Source organism: Acinetobacter entericus (assembly GCF_026168575.1).
GTDB lineage: Bacteria > Pseudomonadota > Gammaproteobacteria > Pseudomonadales > Moraxellaceae > Acinetobacter > Acinetobacter bouvetii.
In genome coordinates, this window is the sequence record NZ_JAPEQW010000017.1 from 39,307 (window position 1) to 57,046 (window position 17,740).

Here is a 17,740-nt window from a genome sequence, read left to right on the forward strand (position 1 = left end):
CTGTCACTCAATGCGCATGGCCGCCGCCCGCTCCAGTTTTCGGCCGCGGGCAAAGCCAAATGATCAAGGCCGCTGTAATAAAGATAAATGACAGCAATAAAAACACATGATTGGCTGACAAGGTCAGCGCCTCTTTATCCACCAGGCTGGAAATATAACCCTGTATGGCTTCGCTGCTCATGCCCTGCTGCTGCAGCGCAGCTTTAGCATCCTCCGTATGCAGACTGCCGACCATCTCACTGCGCGCTAGCTTAGTGTGATCATCCCAAATGGTCACCGCAATGGATGCGCCGATAGCGCCCGCCATGGTTCTTAAGAAATTCATTAAGCCTGCCGCAGATGCCAACTCCTGCGGCTTGACTGCGGACATCGCCATATTGGACAAGGGGATAAAGAAAAACGGCACAGCAAAACCCTGCAGAATTTGCGGCAAAGCCAGTGCAAAGAAATCGGCATCGGTCGTCCAAAAGGCGCGCATTAGCGTCACCCCGCCCAATATGCTTAAGCCAAAACTTGCCAAAGCGCGCTGGTCATATTTGGTCGCCAGTTTTGCTACTAAAGGCGACATGGTCAAACTGCCAAAACCCATGGTTGCCGTGAGATAGCCAGCCCATGTTGCTGTATAGCCCAAATTAATCTGCAGCCACTGCGGAATCAGCACAATACTGCCAAAGAATGCGCCAAAGCCCATGGCTAAAGCCAATACTGAAATCGTGAAACTCTTGTATCTGAAAATTTGAATATTTACCACAGGATGCCGTTCGGTCAGCTCCCATATGGTAAACACGATCAGTCCGATCAATGCCGTTAAAGCCAAGACCACAATAAATGGACTGTTGAACCAATCGTGTTCATGGCCTAAATCCAGCATCAGCTGCAGCGCGCCAATCCATAGCACCAGCAGCATTAAACCGCCCATATCAATCTTCAGTTTTGCGGTTTCTGTTTCCGCTGGTTTCAGCAGGCGCATCGCAGCCATAGCACAGATAATACCCACTGGAATATTGATAAAGAAAATCCAATGCCAAGATAAATTATCGCTGATAGAACCGCCTAAGATTGGCCCTAAAATTGGCCCAACTACAGTGGTCATCGCCCACATGCCCATAGCCTGTGACTGCTTCTCTGGCGGGAAAATCCGCAGCAGCAGCATTTGGCTGAGCGGCATAATTGGCCCGCCAAACAGGCCCTGCCCAATTCGGCAAAACACCAGCATTTCCAAACTGGTCGACAAGCCGCAAAGCACTGAAAAGACTGTAAATCCAATCAAGCTGAAGGTAAATACTTTTACCCCGCCAAAACGCCCCGCCAGCCAGCCAGTCAGCGGCACACAGATGGCTTCCGCCACGGCATAAGAGGTAATGACCCACGTACCCTGCGAGCTGGAAACCGCCAGACTGCCTGTAATATGGGTGACTGAAACGTTGGCGATGGTCATGTCCAGCACGACCATAAAGTTCGCCAGCGCCAGCACAAAAGCCGCCAGTATCAGCCGGCTGCCTTTTAGGTCGCCATAGGGAACATAAGTATTCATAGGCGATTACTTCGATGTCAGGTCAATTTTCACTTCCATCGATAGGCCGACACGCAAAGGATGCTCAGCCAATTCTTTGGGGTCTAACTGAATACGCACCGGTAAACGCTGTACGACTTTAATCCAGTTGCCCGTCGCATTCTGTGCAGGAATTAAAGCAAAGGCCGAACCCGTACCGCCAGAAAAGCCAACCACAGTCCCTTGATATTCAACCGAATCGCCGTATAAATCTGAGGTCAGCGTAACTTTTTGACCCGGCTGCACGTTTTCCAGCTGGCTTTCTTTAAAATTGGCATCCACATACAGCTGCGATAAAGGCACAACCATCAGCAGCACGCTGCCCGGCGCTACGCGCTGCCCCACTTGAATTTTACGGCTGGTGACCACTCCGTCAAACGGCGCCTTGATTTGCGTACGCTCTAAATCCAGCTGCGCCTGCTCAACACGCGTTTGAGCCACTAAAACATCAGGGGCTGAGTTCTCATTGCTACCTTGAATCAAGGCATCATTCGCGGCTTTATTGCTTTGCGCCGCTTTTTGGCTAGACTTTGCCTGATTCAAGCCTGCTTGCGCAACATCTAAACTGGCTTTTGCCGTATTCACAGCGCTTTGCGCCGTACTGAGCTCTTCTTTGGAAATCGCGCCGGAAGCTGCTAATTGGCTGCGCCGCTGCAATTCATCCTGCGCTTTTCCGGCATCTGCTTGCGCTTTTTCCACTTGCGCTTCTGCGCTGTGAATCACATCATCGCTGACATAAATCTGCGAGTTTAAAGAATTGCTGTTCGCGGAGGTCTGCTTATACTGGCGCTTCGCTTTGGCCAATTCGGCTTGAGCCTGCGCAAGCGCAATTTTGGCATCGCGGTTATCCACAACCACCAGCAGGTCGCCTTTTTTCACTTGATGCGTATCGCTGACCAAGACTTCTGCCACCTGCCCAGTCACCATGGACGTTACTGTGGCTGTTTCCGCACCGACATAGGCATTGTCCGTTGAAACTGAATGATTAAAAAATACTTTCCAAATCAAATATAAAATGACCGCAAGAATTACAATCAGCGCGACAAAACTTAAGCTTTTCTTGCGCTTGGCTTTTAATTCCTGATCGCTTGGCTGATCAGCAGTTTGAGAATCTGGCAGTGTGTTTGGAGCATCTGTCATTGATTTTTCCTAAATCCAACAGACTTGGTCAGACGGCATCACTCTTGCCTCACGCAAGAAAACGGACATTTTTGTCCTCAATGGTGTCGATGAGAAAGTCATTTCTTTTTAAATTTGACGCATTTTATAGCGAGATCGTCATCTGTTGAGAATATAAATGTAACTGGTCAGTCTTTTTCTGCCAACAGCATCCAATTTTCATTGAATGCTGTAAATTATGATTGATTTAGCTGAGTTCAAAATTAATATGCATAAGATGCGATGGCCGTAGCGATCGCTTTGCCTTCATCATTCACCATGGTCATGCGCATCGTGCATCCTTTACGCCCTAAACGCAGTGTTTCCGCCCGAGCGCAGAAATGCTCGCCGCGGCCTGGTGCTAAATAATCCACCCGCATATCCACTGTGGCTAAGCGCGAAACTTTTTTGCTGGTTTCAGCCAAATCTTCTGGCGCAGACTTGCGGTACAGCTCCGCCATGGCGGAAATGCCTCCAATGCTGTCCAAAAGGGTCGCCGCTACGCCGCCATGCAAAATCTGAAACGCCACATTGCCGATCAGATTTGCGCCCATTTCCACATGCGCTTCGACCTGGCCATCCACCACCCGCATCTGCATGCCGTTATGCAGGTAAAAAGGAGAACTGTTGAACGCTTGGCAAATTTTTTCCAAGATCATATTGATATCAATATCCGAGCCAGAACCAATATTGCCTGTCCAACTTTTTTCTGTACTGTTTGTTTCCGTACTGCCTGTCATCTGCTCGAATTCCTAAAACAAAAATCTATTACATTTCACCCAAAAGGCGATTCTGGGGCTACAATACCTGAAAGTTTAATACTGATCATTGAGATTGTTATGACCTATACGTTCAATCGTCCAGCATTTCCCGCCACCCGCATGCGCCGCATCCGCAAAAATGGCCAACTTCGCACCATGGTTCGTGAAACACAGCTGACGACCGACCATCTCATATACCCAGTATTTGTCCTGCCGGGGCAAAATCAAATCCAAGATATTCCAAGCATGCCCAATGTTCAGCGCTTATCTGCAGATCTGCTGCTGAAAAAAGCCGAACGGCTCATGGAATTAGGCGTCTCCAAACTGGCGCTGTTCCCTGTGACGCCGCAGGAAGATAAAAGCCTAACGGCTGAAGCTGCTTGGCATGAAGATGGCCTGGTGCAGAATACGGTACGGCTGCTGAAAAAAGAATTGCCGGAAATGGTGCTGATTACTGACGGCGCGCTGGACCCTTATACTACACATGGCCAAGACGGCATTGTTGATGATACCGGCTATGTGCTGAATGATGAAACTGTCGAATGCCTGATTAAACAGGCGCTGAGCCATGCCGAAGCAGGCGCGGATGTTGTTGCGCCAAGCGACATGATGGATGGCCGCATCGGCGCAATCCGTCAGGCTTTAGAAGCCAATGGCCACATTTATACCAATATCATGGCCTATTCCGCGAAGTACGCATCCAGTTTCTATGGCCCGTTCCGTGATGCAGTCGGTTCATCCAGCAACCTGAAAGGCGGCAATAAATACAATTACCAAATGGATATCGGCAACCGTGCCGAAGCCCTGCATGAAATTGCGCTGGATATTCAGGAAGGCGCAGACATGGTGATTGTTAAACCAGGCATGCCGTATTTAGACATCGTGCGTGAAGTTAAAGATACATTTGGCATTCCAACGTTTGTATATCAAGTGAGCGGTGAATATGCCATGCTCGCTGGCGCCATTCAAAACGGCTGGCTGTCTGACAATGTGATCATCGAATCGCTGATGAGCTGCCGCCGTGCAGGCGCTGACGGTATTTGGACTTATTTTGCAGAAGAAGCGGCGCTTAAACTGAAAGAGATGAAATAAGCAAACCGCTTAATTTCGTCCTAAAAAGGCATCCGGTGAGATGCCTTTTTTATTGCTAAGAATCTAAGCTTTTCAGTCTGTATTTTAGCGTTAATGCAAGCGTTTAAAACTTGTGGCTGTAGGCTAAACCTAGGATATTTTGGCTCATTTTCAGATTCGCTTCGCCGCCGCCGAGCATTGCTGGAATTGAATTTTCACCCTTCACTTCTTTTTCCAGCGCATGCGTATAGGCAATGCTGACATCCTGACGCTCATCCAGCTGCCATGTGGCGCCCGCGCTTAAATGATCCTGCACCACCCCTGGCGCCAAAATATTCAAGAAAGTCTGATCTTTTTTAATGGGCTGATCATTGTGGCTATACCCAGCGCGCAAGGTCAATTTAGGCGCTGCTTGGTAAGTCAGGCCTAACTTGTAGATATTGATATCCTGCCAGCCAAAACCGGAACCTTTTGCAGAGCCCAGAGGCTGAGACAAATCTAAAGGATTCCCCACCGATGCCACATCTGAATAATTGATGCGCTCTACATCTGCTGCAACCGCAAATGCAGGGGTTACCTGTACTGCCGCCCCAATGCCATAACTTTCAGGTATATCAAAGCCGCCATTTTCGGCAAATAAGCCGCGGTATTGGTCAAATTTATCCGCTCTAATCTTGGAAGAATATTTCGCGCCCAGCGTCAATTTTTCATCCAGAAACTTGCCCGACCAGCCAGCACGGAAACCGATGCCCGTCGAAGAGTCTTTACCATTGTTGCTTAAATTGCCGCCATCCTGAGACAGCATCGCAAATCCTTGAATCCCTTTGCCTTCAAACTGCTGATATAAAATATTGGCCGCAATGCCTAACGATTGCGTTTCACTGTATTTCCACGCAACCGATGGCGAGAAAAACACTTGAGCCAAGTTGACGCCTGCTGTACCCGTATTGCCGAATTTTTCATAAGGATTCTGCTTATAGATGGTGTTCATGCCGCCATTGCCATATATAGCAAAACCTAAAGCCACCTGATAATTCACCTGATGGCTGTAAGCGATTTCTGGGAGTACAAAATATTCACGGCCATTGCCGCTGTATTCGCCATTGGCTGCCGGACTGCCGGTAATTTCTGCAGACCGGTTTGGGGCAAATAGCGTTGCGCCAACATCAATACGCTGTCCTGCCCAGCTTAAGCCAGCAGGGTTGCTGGCAATGCTCAAAGCATCATTAAAATTGGCAATAGAGGTTCCCGCATTGCCCTGCGCTTTTACACCATAGCCATGCATGAAATATCCCGTTGTTGCGTTCGCTGCCGTACTGGCCAAGACGGCAAAAATGCCCGATGCTAAAGTGCGGTTCAACGTTTTATAAGCTGGTTTCATCATCAAGTTCTGTTAGTCAATTAAGAAAATCATATTTTGTTAGCCATATTTTGTAATCGATTTTTTCGTGGCTTAATTATCTATTAAACTCATAAGAAAGCTTTCAATTTCTCGGCATGTTTATCAGCCAAAGCAGTCGCCATAACTATTTTGATATGCTCTAATAAGCGCAAATTTTTAAAACAGCAACACAGAATGCATATTGCCATTATTGGTGCAGGCATTAGCGGCTTATTGTCTGCATTGGAACTGACCGAACAAGGCTGTTCCGTCGCAATTTTTGATCAGCAGTCTGCTGGTAAAGCAGCCTCATGGGCTGGCGGCGGCATTCTCTCCCCGATGTACCCCTGGCGCTATCCGCAAGCGGTCAATGACCTTGCCAAACACGGCAAAAGCCTATACCAAGCATGGAATGCCAAATTAAAGCCTATTTCAGCTATTGATTTTGAAATTCATGAAACGGGCATGCTGATTTTCGATGAAGATGATTTTGAAATTGGCTTGAATTATGCCGCTAAATATCAGGAACCCATGCAGCGCTGTGAATATCTGCAGCACGAGCAGCTGGAACAGATTAATCCCAGAGTTTCTGAACAGCTGAAGCAGGCCATTTATTTTCCGCAGATTGCCAATGTGCGCAATCCGCGCCTGCTGAAGTCCATTATTGCGTACTTAAAACAGCATCCCAATGTGCAGTTTTTTGAAAATACCTGGATTGACCATTTCCAGATCCAAGCGCATAAAATTCAGTCGGTCCGCACACCTTGCGGCCAAAGCTTTGAAGCCGATCAATTTGTGATTGCGACCGGTGCATGGTCGGAGCATTGGTCAAATCAGCTGCATCTTTCTATTCCCGTGGAGCCTGTGCAAGGGCAAATGCTACTGTTTAAAACGCCTGAAAACTGGCTGCCCACCATGTGCATGAATGAGGTGATGTACCTCATTCCGCGCGCAGACGGCCATATTGTCTGCGGTTCCAGCATGAATCATTTGGGATTTGATAAGCGCCCGTCAACGCAAACACAGCAGAACATTTACAAAGCCAGTCTGGCCATGGTGCCAGAACTGTCCGATTTTCCTGTCGTCAAACAATGGGCGGGGCTGCGTCCGAGCTCCCCAACGGGAATCCCCTATATTGGCAAAATGCCCAATTTAGAGAACCTCTGGGCCAATTTTGGCCATTACCGCAATGGCTTGTGCATGGGGCCTGCGTCTGCGCAATTGCTGCGCCAGCTGATGCTGCAGCAGCCGTTAATTGTTGAGCCGGCAGCCTATGATCCAGTTCGGCTGATGCAAACTGGGCACGCAAACGGTGGCATCAATCCCTCTTCAATTCCTTAGATGAATCTCTTCATCAAATGACGAAACATCCCGCACATCATTTTCAATGTTAGCGGGATGTTTGGTTCATATGGCAAAATTTTGGAGATCCGTTCTAAACACCAGCATGTATTTGCGATCAGCCCAGCAAATCCGCCAACGCTTCTTTTAGCGTTGGAAACTTAAATTCAAATCCGGCATTTTGCAGCGCACGCGGTTTGACATACTGCCCATTCAGCACCAGCTGAGACTGCTCTCCCAGCATCAGTTTCATGACCCAAGCCGGAACTGACAGCAACGGCTGTTTTTTCAGCTGATGCGCCGCCAATGCGGCAAACTCTGACTGACTGTCCCGTTCTGGCGCAGTTAAATTAAATACTTTAGCTTCAAGCGGCTGGGTCATTAAAAATTCAATCGCCCGAAGCACATCCTGAATATGCACCCAAACCAAAGGCTGCCTGCCATGGCCAATTTTGCCTGCTAAATTCAGGCGGATCGGACGCAGCATTTGCGGCAATATCCCGCCTTTAGCCGACAGTACAATGCCCAAGCGGATAATCTTGGTGTTTTGATCCGTAAATTGCTGCGCCGCTTTTTCCCATTGCTGGCACAATTCAGACTGAAAGATCGTCTGCGGGTTCGACTCTTCTGTACAGGCGTTTTGCCATTTTTCATCGGCATCAATACCGTAATAGCCGACCGCTGAACCCGAAATAATACACTTGGGCACAATACGGCGCTGCGCTAAATACCGGTATAAGTTTTCAGTCATTTTGACCCTGCTTTGGATCAGCTGCTGTTTCCGCGCATCGGTCCAGCGCGCCTTGCCTATACTTTCGCCCGCCAAATTAATCACATAGTCAATTTGATCGCTTTTCAGTTCATCCAGCTGGCTGATCCACTGCATATCGGGATGGCGCGAAACTAAATTCTTTTGCCGGCTTAAACCAATCACGGCATAATCTTGCGACAGCAAATATTCAATCAGCCGCGTGCCGATAAACCCGCTTGCGCCTGTAATCAGTACCCGCTCTTTAAGCATGACGCCATCTCATTGTTATAAATACCTATCCTAGATATAAAATAAGATTTATTTGCATTCAAGTGCTTATTCGTGTCCAAACATCTTCACTGACATGCGTTTCGCCTGTGGCCCATAAAACCAGTATGTCAATACATATAGCGGGATAGCCAGCAGCAGCGCCATAATCAGCACAATGCTGAGAAATTGAGCCTGCTGCAGATAAAGCAGAAAATTCTGCCAAATTTCAGGATCTTGCATTGCAAATACAGCAACACCTATAATTTGAAAAGCAATGTTGTAGCCCCAAAAAATCAAGGTATAGCCCATAGTCAGGCGCTTGCGTTCCGCTTGCGTAGGCGCGCGCTGATTCCGTTTTAAAAAGTGGAACAGCACCCAAATCATGGCCGCAAGATACGGAACAGCGGTTAAAATACCGCCGACACCGGCAGGCATTAACGCCGCCAGCACGCCGCAAATGCAGGTCAGCACCAAACAAATCAGAAAAAATATAATGAAATAGCGTTTTAAAGACATCTGAACGATGACCAGAGAAAAAAGATTAACAGCAGTATAAAAAAAAATGACTTTTTTTTCATTTTATTGTCAACCGATCTGCAGCCCTATGCGTTATATAGGTTACAAGGTCTGTAGCAACCGATGATTTGTACTGGCATCCACAATGTTTCGGTGACCTTTCTTAAAGCAATAAGCTTCATTTCAGATTTAAGTTTTGAACAGCAGCCACAGCTTAAATTTGAAATAATTTTTTTGACCAGCGATTTATTATCACTCGAATCGCTGGTCTTTTATTTTGTGCATGGGAAAATTTTGCATCGCGCACGGGTTCCTCCTCTCCCCAAACTGTCCCAAACATTGAAGTTCTGTGCAGCCGCTTATGCCAGATCGGCGACATAACGGTTGCGCCCCAGACTTTTCGCTTTGTACAAATTGGCATCCGCCAAACTTAAAAAGTTCATTTGACCGCTTTCTTCGCTCGGCAAAATGCATTTCACGCCTAAACTTAAGGTCAGCTGATCCGAAACGGGCGATGCCTTATGCGGTAAAGCCGCGGCTTTGACTGCCCGCTGAATATTTTCCGCCACTTCTATCGCATTTTTTAAATTTGTTTCAGGCAAAACGATAACGAACTCTTCACCGCCATACCGGGCTACCAAATCCCGCGGACGCATGCAGCTGCTTTCCAGCAGCTGCGCAATCTGCTGAATGCAGGCATCCCCCACAATATGGCCATTCACATCGTTATATTGTTTAAAATAGTCAATGTCCGCAATAATTAAAGACAGCGGCTTTTGCACTCGGAGTGAATTCAGCCATTCGCGCGAATAATATTCATCAAATAAGCGGCGGTTCGCAACACCCGTTAAGCCATCCTTATAAGAATACTCTTCAAGTTTTCGCTGCATGGCTTTCAGCCGGTCCTCCTGACGCTTGCGCGCAGAAATATCAAACATAAATCCGACTAGGCTGTCTACCTCTCCGTTTGGCTTGCGCACCACATGCACGACATCGCGGATCCAGGTATATTCGCCATTGGTTTTCAAAGCCCGGTAATCGGCCTCATGATCCAGCCCTGCAATTGACTGAGAAACGCAGTAATTAAAAACATGATCGCGGTCATCTTCATGCATGCGGTCAACCCAATCTTGAACGGACTGCCATGAATGCTGCGGCCAGCCCAGCAGTTTTTCAATCTGCGGCCCAATATAGCTAAACGTTTTAGTCTCCCAATCAATGCTCCATGGAATCGCTAAAGTCGACTCAATGAGGGTTTTATAAATCATGTCATTCGACATTTTTTCTGAATCAAAAGGATAGTTCATCATATTTCGGCCTGGCGCTGATTTGCACTTTTTGTAAATAAGTTAAATTCTTATGATATTTACAGAAAAAAATTGCTTTTTTCTTTACTCATGATCAACTCACTGAGCATCTGGCTTTAGCTTATATTAATACAATGCCTTGAATAACAATGCATGTTTCTCACACAATAAAGCAACATTGCTTCATATGTCAAAATTCAAAAAAATGCTTTAATTTTTTAATGATAAACCACGTTATTTCAGCGCAGCCGTGCTGAACAGCAGAAGAATGGATCTAATTATTTTATGCATATGCAGCGGCAAAACCATAATGAGGGTCTAGGATGAATCAGCTCTGTTATTTCGAAATCCAGTCATCTAATCCATCTCGCTAAATAAAATTTTATCACGGGGTATTTGGCTGGAATTTCACGAAAGTTGAAGGCTTGCCCATTGAATACTATCAAATTGAAACGGCGGCAATGCATGGCGGATTATTAGCGCGTTCAGCGCCAGTTCCGCCAACCCATTGCGGAACGAATACCTTTACCTGCTCCTTTGAAGTAGAAGATTTTGATGCGGCGGCAGAAAAAATCTTGGCTTTAAAGGGAAAAATTGCGATGGAAAAATTCGCCATTCCCAGCAAATGCTGGCAAGGCTATTTTCTTGATCCTGATAACAAGACATTTGGACTGGTTCAAGTGGATGCAAATGCAAAATAAAAAAACCGGCAGCAGCAGCCCAGCTGATGCTGCCTATCCTTCACATATTGAGATGGAAATCATTTTGCAGACACAGCATGCCGCGCAGCAATGTTCTTGCATCTCGAATCAATGAAATTATGCTAAGTTATACAGGGCATTTTAAACACTTGAGTTCACATGACTGTACGCTTTTTTCATACATCCGACTGGCATTTGGGGCAATTCTTTTATAACCATTCCCGTCAGTATGAACATGAACAGTTTTTGGCATGGTTAATTAAACAAATACAGCAAAAACAGCCGCATGCCCTGCTCATTGCCGGTGACATTTTTGACGTCATCAACCCTGCATCCGCTGCGCAAAAACAGCTCTATCAATTCTTAGCAGACGCGCATGACATTGCCCCCAATATGCAAACCTTAATGATTGCAGGCAATCATGACTCAGGGTACCGCATTGAACAAGTTGAACCCTTGCTTGAAAAATACAATGCCAAAACAGTCGGAGTCATTCATAAAAATGCAGAGGGTCAGATCGACTTAGACCGATTGCTGGTGCCCATTTATGATGAACATAAAAAGATTGCTGCCTGGTGTTTAACCCTGCCGTTTCTTCGCCCCGCTGAAATTACAGGATTTAATGAACAAACCGCCAGCAGCCAAAATGCCATCGCCTACCTGCATCAGCAGCTGATCACGGAAGCGAAAAAGCGCAAAACAGCGGATCAGGCGCTGATTTTAATGTCACATGCCCATATGCAGGGCGGCGAAACATCTGACTCGGAACGCCCGATTATTATTGGCAATGAAGAAGCCCTTTCGACAGCGCTTTTTGATGATGCCATTGATTATGTGGCGCTGGGCCATCTGCACAAGCCTCAGAAAGTTGGACAAGAGCATATCCGATATAGCGGCTCACCGATTCCGCTGTCTTTTAGTGAAATCAACTATAAGCATCAAATAGTTGAAGCAGCCATTGATCCAACTCAGACAGATGAATCACGCCTTCAATTTGAAGCCGCTGTCATTCCGCGCAGTGTGCAACTGCATAAAATTAAAGGTGAATTGAATGATGTCTTTACTCAATTAAAAGCCTTGCCGCATGGTGAAATTGACAATATTGACCATCGTGAATATGTCGATATTGAATATCATACGGCTGTACCGCCGCAGCCCAATTTGCGTCAGCAATTTGAGGATGCCCTGCCGAAAAGCCGTTACCGTCTGGTGCGGATTTCACGGCAATATTTAGCTTCAGAAAAAAGTGGCGATGAAAATACTCAAATCAGTTTAGAGCCGCCAACCCCTGCAAAGCTCTTTCAGCAAATTTGGGAGAAACAAGGCTATTCAAATGATGATGAAGTGTTAAAAGACTTTCTCTGCCTGGTGCAGGAAGCTGAAAAAACACTTGAAAATGAGCATGAGGCTTAAGGATTTGCCATGAAAATTTTATCAATCCGCATAAAAAACTTGGCATCGCTTTCCGGTGAACATTTTATCGACTTTGAATCTGAACCTTTGGCTTCAGCAGGCTTGGTGGCGATTGTCGGCAAAACAGGGGCAGGCAAATCGACCATTTTAGACGCCATGTGCCTCGCGCTCTTTAATAAAATTCCACGTTTAAAAGACAGTGACGGCAAACTGCAGGATGTGGATGGTTCAGAGCTTTTAACCAATTCGCCCCTCACCGTTTTACGCCGCGGCACGGCGCATGGCTTTGCAGAATTGACCTTTATTGCACAAGATCAAAAACAGTATTTAGCCCGCTGGGAAATTAAACGTTCGCGTGAAAAAGCCGATGGCAAATTACAGAGTGTGCAGCGCTATTTAAAATGCCTGACCGATGGCGTAGTCGTAGCGGATAAAGCCAAAGCCGTTGATGCCGGTATTTTTAAAATTACCCAATTGAGCTTTGAGCAATTCACCCGGGCGGTACTGCTAGCGCAGTCTGAAGTCACGGCTTTTTTAAAAGCCCGTGACAATGAACGCGGTGAATTATTGGAATATCTGACCAACTCTTCAATTTTTGGGAGAATTGGTGAGTTGGCCTTTCGAAAAACAGCCGATATTGCAAAGCAGCGCAAAGATTTAGAAAACTTGTTAGGGCATATTGAATTATTGTCAGAGGAGCAAGTCGCTGAATTCACAGCTCAGTTTCAAAAAGCGGATGCTGAACATCAGAAATTGAATACGGATAAATCACAGCTTGAAAAACAGCAGCAATGGTTTGACCGAAAGCAAAAATTGGATCGTGAGATCCTTCTCAAACAGCAGCTTGTCAATATTCAGCTCAAAACGCAACAGGATTTAGCCCCGGAACGTGAAAGTTTAAGCCGCCTGGAAATATTTTCAAGCATTCGCCCCACTGTGTTTCAACAGCAGCAATTGCTTAAAACAGAACAGCAACTTGCCCCGCAAATTCAGAAACAGCAACAGCTTTTTGACAGCATTCAAAGCCAATTTGAAACTGAAAAATCACGTTTTACCCAAGCTGAAACAGCATTCACTGAACAGCAAAACTTTGAAAACATTCACCGTGAATCGCTAAGCGAAGTTCGCAAATGTGTTCAGGAACGTGATTTTTTTGCAGGTGAATATAAAAAAATCAGTGCAAAACTCACCGAATTAGAAACAGCCAAAGCCCCCTTGTTAACGCAGCAACAAGCGCTGGAACAGCAGATTCAGCATGCAAATCAACAGCAAAACACCTTGCATCAACAGCTTGCAGAAACTCAACAATTTTCCAGTTTGGATAAGGGCTTAACTGCCCACATACAACAGTTAGAGCAATTTATTCAGCAATATCAGAATATTGAAAATCAATTAGGCAATGTGGCGCAGGCTGAGAATCGTTTAGCAGAGCAAAAACATCAGCTCGCACAATCTATTCAGCAATTTGGCAATATTGAACAGCTTGAAGGCCTGCTTGAGCAGGCCCGTCAGCAGCGTGATTTTAAAATCAGTCAGCGCAATCAGCAGGATGTGATTCGGCAAAATTTGACGCATTTTTTTGATTTACAGATGGATATTCAACTGCTTCAAGATAAATTAGCGGCTTCATCTGTCAAATTTCAACAGCTTGAAAAAAGCACATTGGATGCTGAACATGATTTTCAATCCGCCAAAAATGCACGTTTAAAACTGCAAGAAATCTTGCAGCAGCAGCGCTTACTGCATGCTGAAAATGTTGAACATTTACGTGCAGAACTGAAAGATGATGAACCTTGTCTGGTCTGCGGGAGCACTTCACATCCGTACAAAGTGGATGATTCTGCTGTGTCTAAAGCGCTGTTTGAATTACAGCAGCAGCAAGAACAGCAAGCAGCATTCAAAGAGCAAGAATGTTTAAACATCTGGCAGCAGAATCAACAGCATTTAACCAAGCTGACCAGCGAATTGGAACAATTCAAAGTTTCGATTCAAAGCGCTGCGGATAAAATTTCCACCGCACAAAAAGCATTACTTGAACAAACTCAAACTGCCCATATCCACATTGATTTTGCTCTCACTCAAGCTGAAATTACAGCGCAATTGAATCATCTCACTGCGCAATTTCAGACTGATCTTCAACAGATTGAAATGCAGTCAAATCAGTGGATGCAAAGCATTAAGCATCAGCAGCAACTGGATAAAGCAATTCAACAGACTGAACACCTGATTCAAACCGCACAGCATTGGCAGAACCAAGTTCAACATATTGTCGCTTGTTTCAATGATAGCGAAAAAACGGCTTGGCAACAGCAGAGCATTGCGGCTCCTCAACAGGTTTTGAAGCAACTCAAACAGCGTCTTCATCAGCTTGATCAATCAGAACGGCAGTCCAAACAGCTCGACCTTCAAAATCAGCAGCTTAAAACACTGCTGCTGAATATTGAAAATACGGCACAGCACATTGCCGATACTGTGCAAGGCCTGAATGAAATCAAAGCCCAAGGGCAGCAAAATACAGAAACAGCCATTCAATTGATTCAGCGAATGACGGGATTGGCAGATGTAAAACCCAGTGACTGGCTGGCTCAATATGATAGCAATCGTCAGCAGGCTCAAAACCTTTATCAGCAACTGAAGCAAAGCTTTGAGCAGCTGCGGCAGCAATTTGAACAAGAAAAGAGCCAGCTTGAACAGCTTAAAGCGCAGCAGCAGCAGAATCAAAATCATGCGCAGCACGCCAGCCAAGAGATCCAACTCTGGCTGGCTCAGCATACTGATTTTAACCTTGATGATTTAACGCAATTGACACAGATCAGCCCGGCTCAGGAACAGCAAATCCGCCAGCAACTGCAAAATGCTGAACGCTTATTGAATGAGGCAAGTTCTGCATTAAGAACCATGCAAGAGCAGCAGACAGAACATGCGGCGCATCAGCCTGAAATTGATTTAGCGCAATTGCTGCAGCTGATTTCAGACAATGCTGCAATGCTAAGTGCGCAACTGGAAATTCGGGATCAGCTCAAACTTAAACTTGAGCTGCATCAGCAGAATGTGACAAAGCAACAGCAATTTGCCGATCAGATTCAGAAAATCCAGCAGGAAGAACACCGCTGGGGCAAAATCTCTGGATTAATGGGAGATGCCACAGGTAAAAAATTCCGTGATTATGCGCAGCAATATAATTTGGATATTTTACTGGAACATGCCAACCAGCAATTGGCGCTGCTGTCACAGCGCTATACTTTAAAGCGTTTAGAGAATTCGCTCAGTTTAGCGATTATTGACCATGATATGGATGGAGAAACCCGTTCCGTGGCCTCACTGTCCGGCGGCGAATCCTTCCTCACCGCCCTTGCCCTGTCTTTGGCAATTGCCAATATGGCGTCGGGTTCAATGAAAATTGAATCACTGTTTATCGATGAAGGTTTTGGCACCTTAGATGCCTCATCCCTGCATATGGTGATGAATGCACTCGATCAATTGCAGAATCAAGGCCGTAAAGTGGTGCTGATTTCCCATATTCAGGAGATGCACGAAAGGATACCTGTGCAGATTCAGGTGCAGCCACTAGGCGCAGGCGCCAGCACCATTGCGGTGGTGTGCTGATCTGGCGCGGCCAAATCCGCACTGGCCATGACAATTAAGCGCTTAATCTGCAGGAAATGCATTCGGCGCAGGCGCATATTGCCCTTCAGGCTGCGCCACCCCGCGCGGTGCATTCAATTCATATACCACTGTGCCAATCACGCCAGTGTTATAAATAGAACCATTGGCCGAATTGGCAGCATAAGCATCTTTAGGCTTGCTGAAAGTAAAAGAAGCCACTGCGGCATTGCTTTTACGGAAGCCTTCTATTGCCAAACTGCTGTAGGGCCGAAGCACATAACCGCTGTTGTAGCGTGACGCCCTTTGACCGTTAATCACATCCAGCCCATCCACACTGGCAACAATTTCATAGGTTTGCGCACTGCTGTTGCTGTATTTCAGTACGTAGCTTTGCCCCTCGCGGGCTGACAGAAAATACTGCTGGCCATCGCGGTACAGCGGCAAGGTACGCCCGCGGTCATCTACCACAGAAAAACTGATTTTTCCGGAAGCTAAAGAAATACCGTTAATGCCGCGCCCTGAAAATGGCTTGTCCGCATAGCGGATTTGCGTCTCAGCAATTGGCGCAGCGCTAAGCCGCTTCAAATTCACTTGAGTAATGGGTGAATTAATATCATCGCCCCATTTCGTCCCCAAGCGCTGTTCAGTCAAAATACGGCTGTTGCCTGAAGATAGCGACGCACGGCTGGCTGCAGGCTGTGCCAAATCCGCACTGGCCATTTCTGATGCAGCTTGCATGTTCTGTGATGCATCACTTGGAGAGTGTACCGCTGTGGAACTGCAGGCCGTTAAAATAAGCATAAAAATACTGGAGATAATGCTCCATAGTCTCATTTGAATCCGTGTCATTGCGCTGGCCTTTATTAGAATATTTATAAGCACCAGTATACGGGTATCAAAAACTCAATGACGCAGCAAATTGTTGATTTATGCAAAGCCCCTGTAAAGCAGCAGGCAATAAAACCTTGCCTGCTGCTGCCGTTCTGCGGCAGCGCTATTGAAACCGATGGCGGCGTTAAGCCAATTTCCGCAGCGTTAAAATCTGCTCACTGCGGCCAAAAGGGCCATTCACATCATGTAAAACCGAACTGCTTAAGCCGATGCCATCATCGCCATATTGCTGTACAGTTTCCAGCCCAAGCCATTGCCCCTTTGGCATGCGGTGCAAATGAATCTGCAAATCCAGATTCGGAAAGCCCCATTTAAACGGCCAATCCTGCCTTGGCACAATACCGTTGGCCGTATCCACCATGCCCATCAAGCGCACAAAATCAGAACTGCTTTCACCTTCAATCATTTCATGCTGGGTGCGGATCCAAACAATGCCCTTGCCTGCACGCCGCTCATGGCTGCGCGCTTCTATCGATTGTATATAGCCGCCTGGCCACTGGTGAATTCCTTCCCAAATTGGCGCATGCTCAGGCCCTTCCACAAACATATCTTCCAGCCCTTGGACACTTTGACTATCCTGCATCATCATGCGCCAAGTCCGCGCCGCAATGCAGACTTTCCCTTGCGCACTCATCTCAGATTCAATCAATTCAATTGTTTTTCCCGGACGGATCACTTTTGTTCGAATGCTGAACTCCCCCGCTGGAATCAAGCCGAAAATATCCAGGCTGATGCGGCCGATACGCATGTCATTGCGCGGGAAAAAACGATCCAGTTCAGCACAGATAATTCCGGTTGCAGGCGCCATATGCTGCTCGTGTTCATTCCACGCGCCCTGCGCAGAGAGGGTCGAACAGTATAATGCTGCGACAGTTCCATCGCTTTCCGTTTCTCTTTGAATTAATTGATAATAAGCGGCCATGAATCTTCCTTTTGTTCTGTAAATTTAGTCATTTCATCTTCAGAAGATCAAGCAATCTAACGCCAGATCCTGCCTGTTTTGTACGCAATTTTCATGGAA

Annotated in this window: 14 protein-coding genes; 5 read left to right on the top strand and 9 right to left on the bottom strand. The window is 46.5% G+C overall.

The genetic code is table 11. The annotated features are described in order from the left end of the window. Window positions 1-7: 7 nt before the first annotated feature. The 3 genes from OKC24_RS13225 to OKC24_RS13235 form a co-directional block, all read right to left on the bottom strand. Window positions 8-1,534 carry a DHA2 family efflux MFS transporter permease subunit gene (locus tag OKC24_RS13225; RefSeq protein WP_130147263.1) on the bottom strand — a complete coding sequence of 509 codons (1,527 nt, stop codon included), beginning with the start codon at window positions 1,532-1,534 and terminating at the stop codon, window positions 8-10. A 6-nt stretch (window positions 1,535-1,540) separates the two neighbouring features. Then, window positions 1,541-2,692 (bottom strand): HlyD family secretion protein, encoded by a 1,152-nt coding sequence (locus tag OKC24_RS13230; RefSeq protein ID WP_130147261.1) that lies wholly within the window; start codon window positions 2,690-2,692, stop codon window positions 1,541-1,543. A gap of 242 nt (window positions 2,693-2,934) precedes the next feature. Further along, window positions 2,935-3,450 (bottom strand): thioesterase family protein, encoded by a 516-nt coding sequence (locus tag OKC24_RS13235; protein WP_130147259.1) that lies wholly within the window; start codon window positions 3,448-3,450, stop codon window positions 2,935-2,937. 99 nt (window positions 3,451-3,549) lie between these two features. Here OKC24_RS13235 and hemB point away from each other — a divergent pair, with 99 nt between their 5' ends. Next, window positions 3,550-4,563 carry a porphobilinogen synthase gene (hemB, locus tag OKC24_RS13240; RefSeq protein WP_130147257.1) on the top strand — a complete coding sequence of 338 codons (1,014 nt, stop codon included), beginning with the start codon at window positions 3,550-3,552 and terminating at the stop codon, window positions 4,561-4,563. Window positions 4,564-4,666: 103 nt separating this feature from the next. Here hemB and OKC24_RS13245 read toward each other — a convergent pair whose 3' ends face one another. Beyond that, window positions 4,667-5,926: an OmpP1/FadL family transporter gene (locus OKC24_RS13245; protein ID WP_228257620.1), complete on the bottom strand. Its 1,260-nt coding sequence runs from the start codon at window positions 5,924-5,926 to the stop codon at window positions 4,667-4,669. Between the two features lie 192 nt (window positions 5,927-6,118). Here OKC24_RS13245 and thiO point away from each other — a divergent pair, with 192 nt between their 5' ends. Beyond that, window positions 6,119-7,264 carry a glycine oxidase ThiO gene (gene thiO / locus OKC24_RS13250; protein WP_130147255.1) on the top strand — a complete coding sequence of 382 codons (1,146 nt, stop codon included), beginning with the start codon at window positions 6,119-6,121 and terminating at the stop codon, window positions 7,262-7,264. Window positions 7,265-7,382: 118 nt separating this feature from the next. On the opposite strand, the gene OKC24_RS13255 is transcribed toward thiO, so the two are convergent. From OKC24_RS13255 to OKC24_RS13265, 3 genes are all read right to left on the bottom strand, one after another. Further along, a complete protein-coding gene (locus OKC24_RS13255) occupies window positions 7,383-8,285 on the bottom strand; it encodes a TIGR01777 family oxidoreductase (protein ID WP_130147253.1) in 903 nt (300 codons plus the stop codon). Window positions 8,286-8,351: 66 nt separating this feature from the next. Continuing rightward, window positions 8,352-8,801, bottom strand: a complete 450-nt coding sequence (locus OKC24_RS13260) for an ABZJ_00895 family protein (protein ID WP_005011717.1) — start codon at window positions 8,799-8,801, stop codon at window positions 8,352-8,354. Between the two features lie 359 nt (window positions 8,802-9,160). Further along, window positions 9,161-10,111: a sensor domain-containing diguanylate cyclase gene (locus OKC24_RS13265; protein WP_130147251.1), complete on the bottom strand. Its 951-nt coding sequence runs from the start codon at window positions 10,109-10,111 to the stop codon at window positions 9,161-9,163. A 371-nt stretch (window positions 10,112-10,482) separates the two neighbouring features. Between OKC24_RS13265 and OKC24_RS13270 the strand changes: the two genes are divergently transcribed. The 3 genes from OKC24_RS13270 (at window position 10,483) to OKC24_RS13280 (ending at window position 15,828) form a co-directional block, all read left to right on the top strand. Beyond that, window positions 10,483-10,809 (top strand): VOC family protein, encoded by a 327-nt coding sequence (locus OKC24_RS13270; RefSeq protein WP_252151923.1) that lies wholly within the window; start codon window positions 10,483-10,485, stop codon window positions 10,807-10,809. A gap of 159 nt (window positions 10,810-10,968) precedes the next feature. Then, window positions 10,969-12,222, top strand: a complete 1,254-nt coding sequence (locus tag OKC24_RS13275; RefSeq protein WP_130147249.1) for an exonuclease SbcCD subunit D — start codon at window positions 10,969-10,971, stop codon at window positions 12,220-12,222. A 9-nt stretch (window positions 12,223-12,231) separates the two neighbouring features. Continuing rightward, on the top strand, window positions 12,232-15,828 hold the full coding sequence (locus OKC24_RS13280) for an AAA family ATPase (protein WP_131277280.1): 3,597 nt from the start codon (window positions 12,232-12,234) through the stop codon (window positions 15,826-15,828). 42 nt (window positions 15,829-15,870) lie between these two features. Here the strand turns inward: OKC24_RS13280 and OKC24_RS13285 are convergent, their stop codons facing one another. Together OKC24_RS13285 and OKC24_RS13290 are read right to left on the bottom strand one after the other, a co-directional pair. Further along, the gene (locus OKC24_RS13285) at window positions 15,871-16,677 is read right to left on the bottom strand and encodes a hypothetical protein (RefSeq protein ID WP_131277283.1); all 807 of its coding nucleotides are present in this window, start codon (window positions 16,675-16,677) and stop codon (window positions 15,871-15,873) included. 166 nt (window positions 16,678-16,843) lie between these two features. After that, complete coding sequence (locus OKC24_RS13290; RefSeq protein WP_131277286.1) at window positions 16,844-17,641, bottom strand: thioesterase family protein; 798 nt, start codon at window positions 17,639-17,641, stop codon at window positions 16,844-16,846. Window positions 17,642-17,740 lie beyond the last annotated feature (99 nt).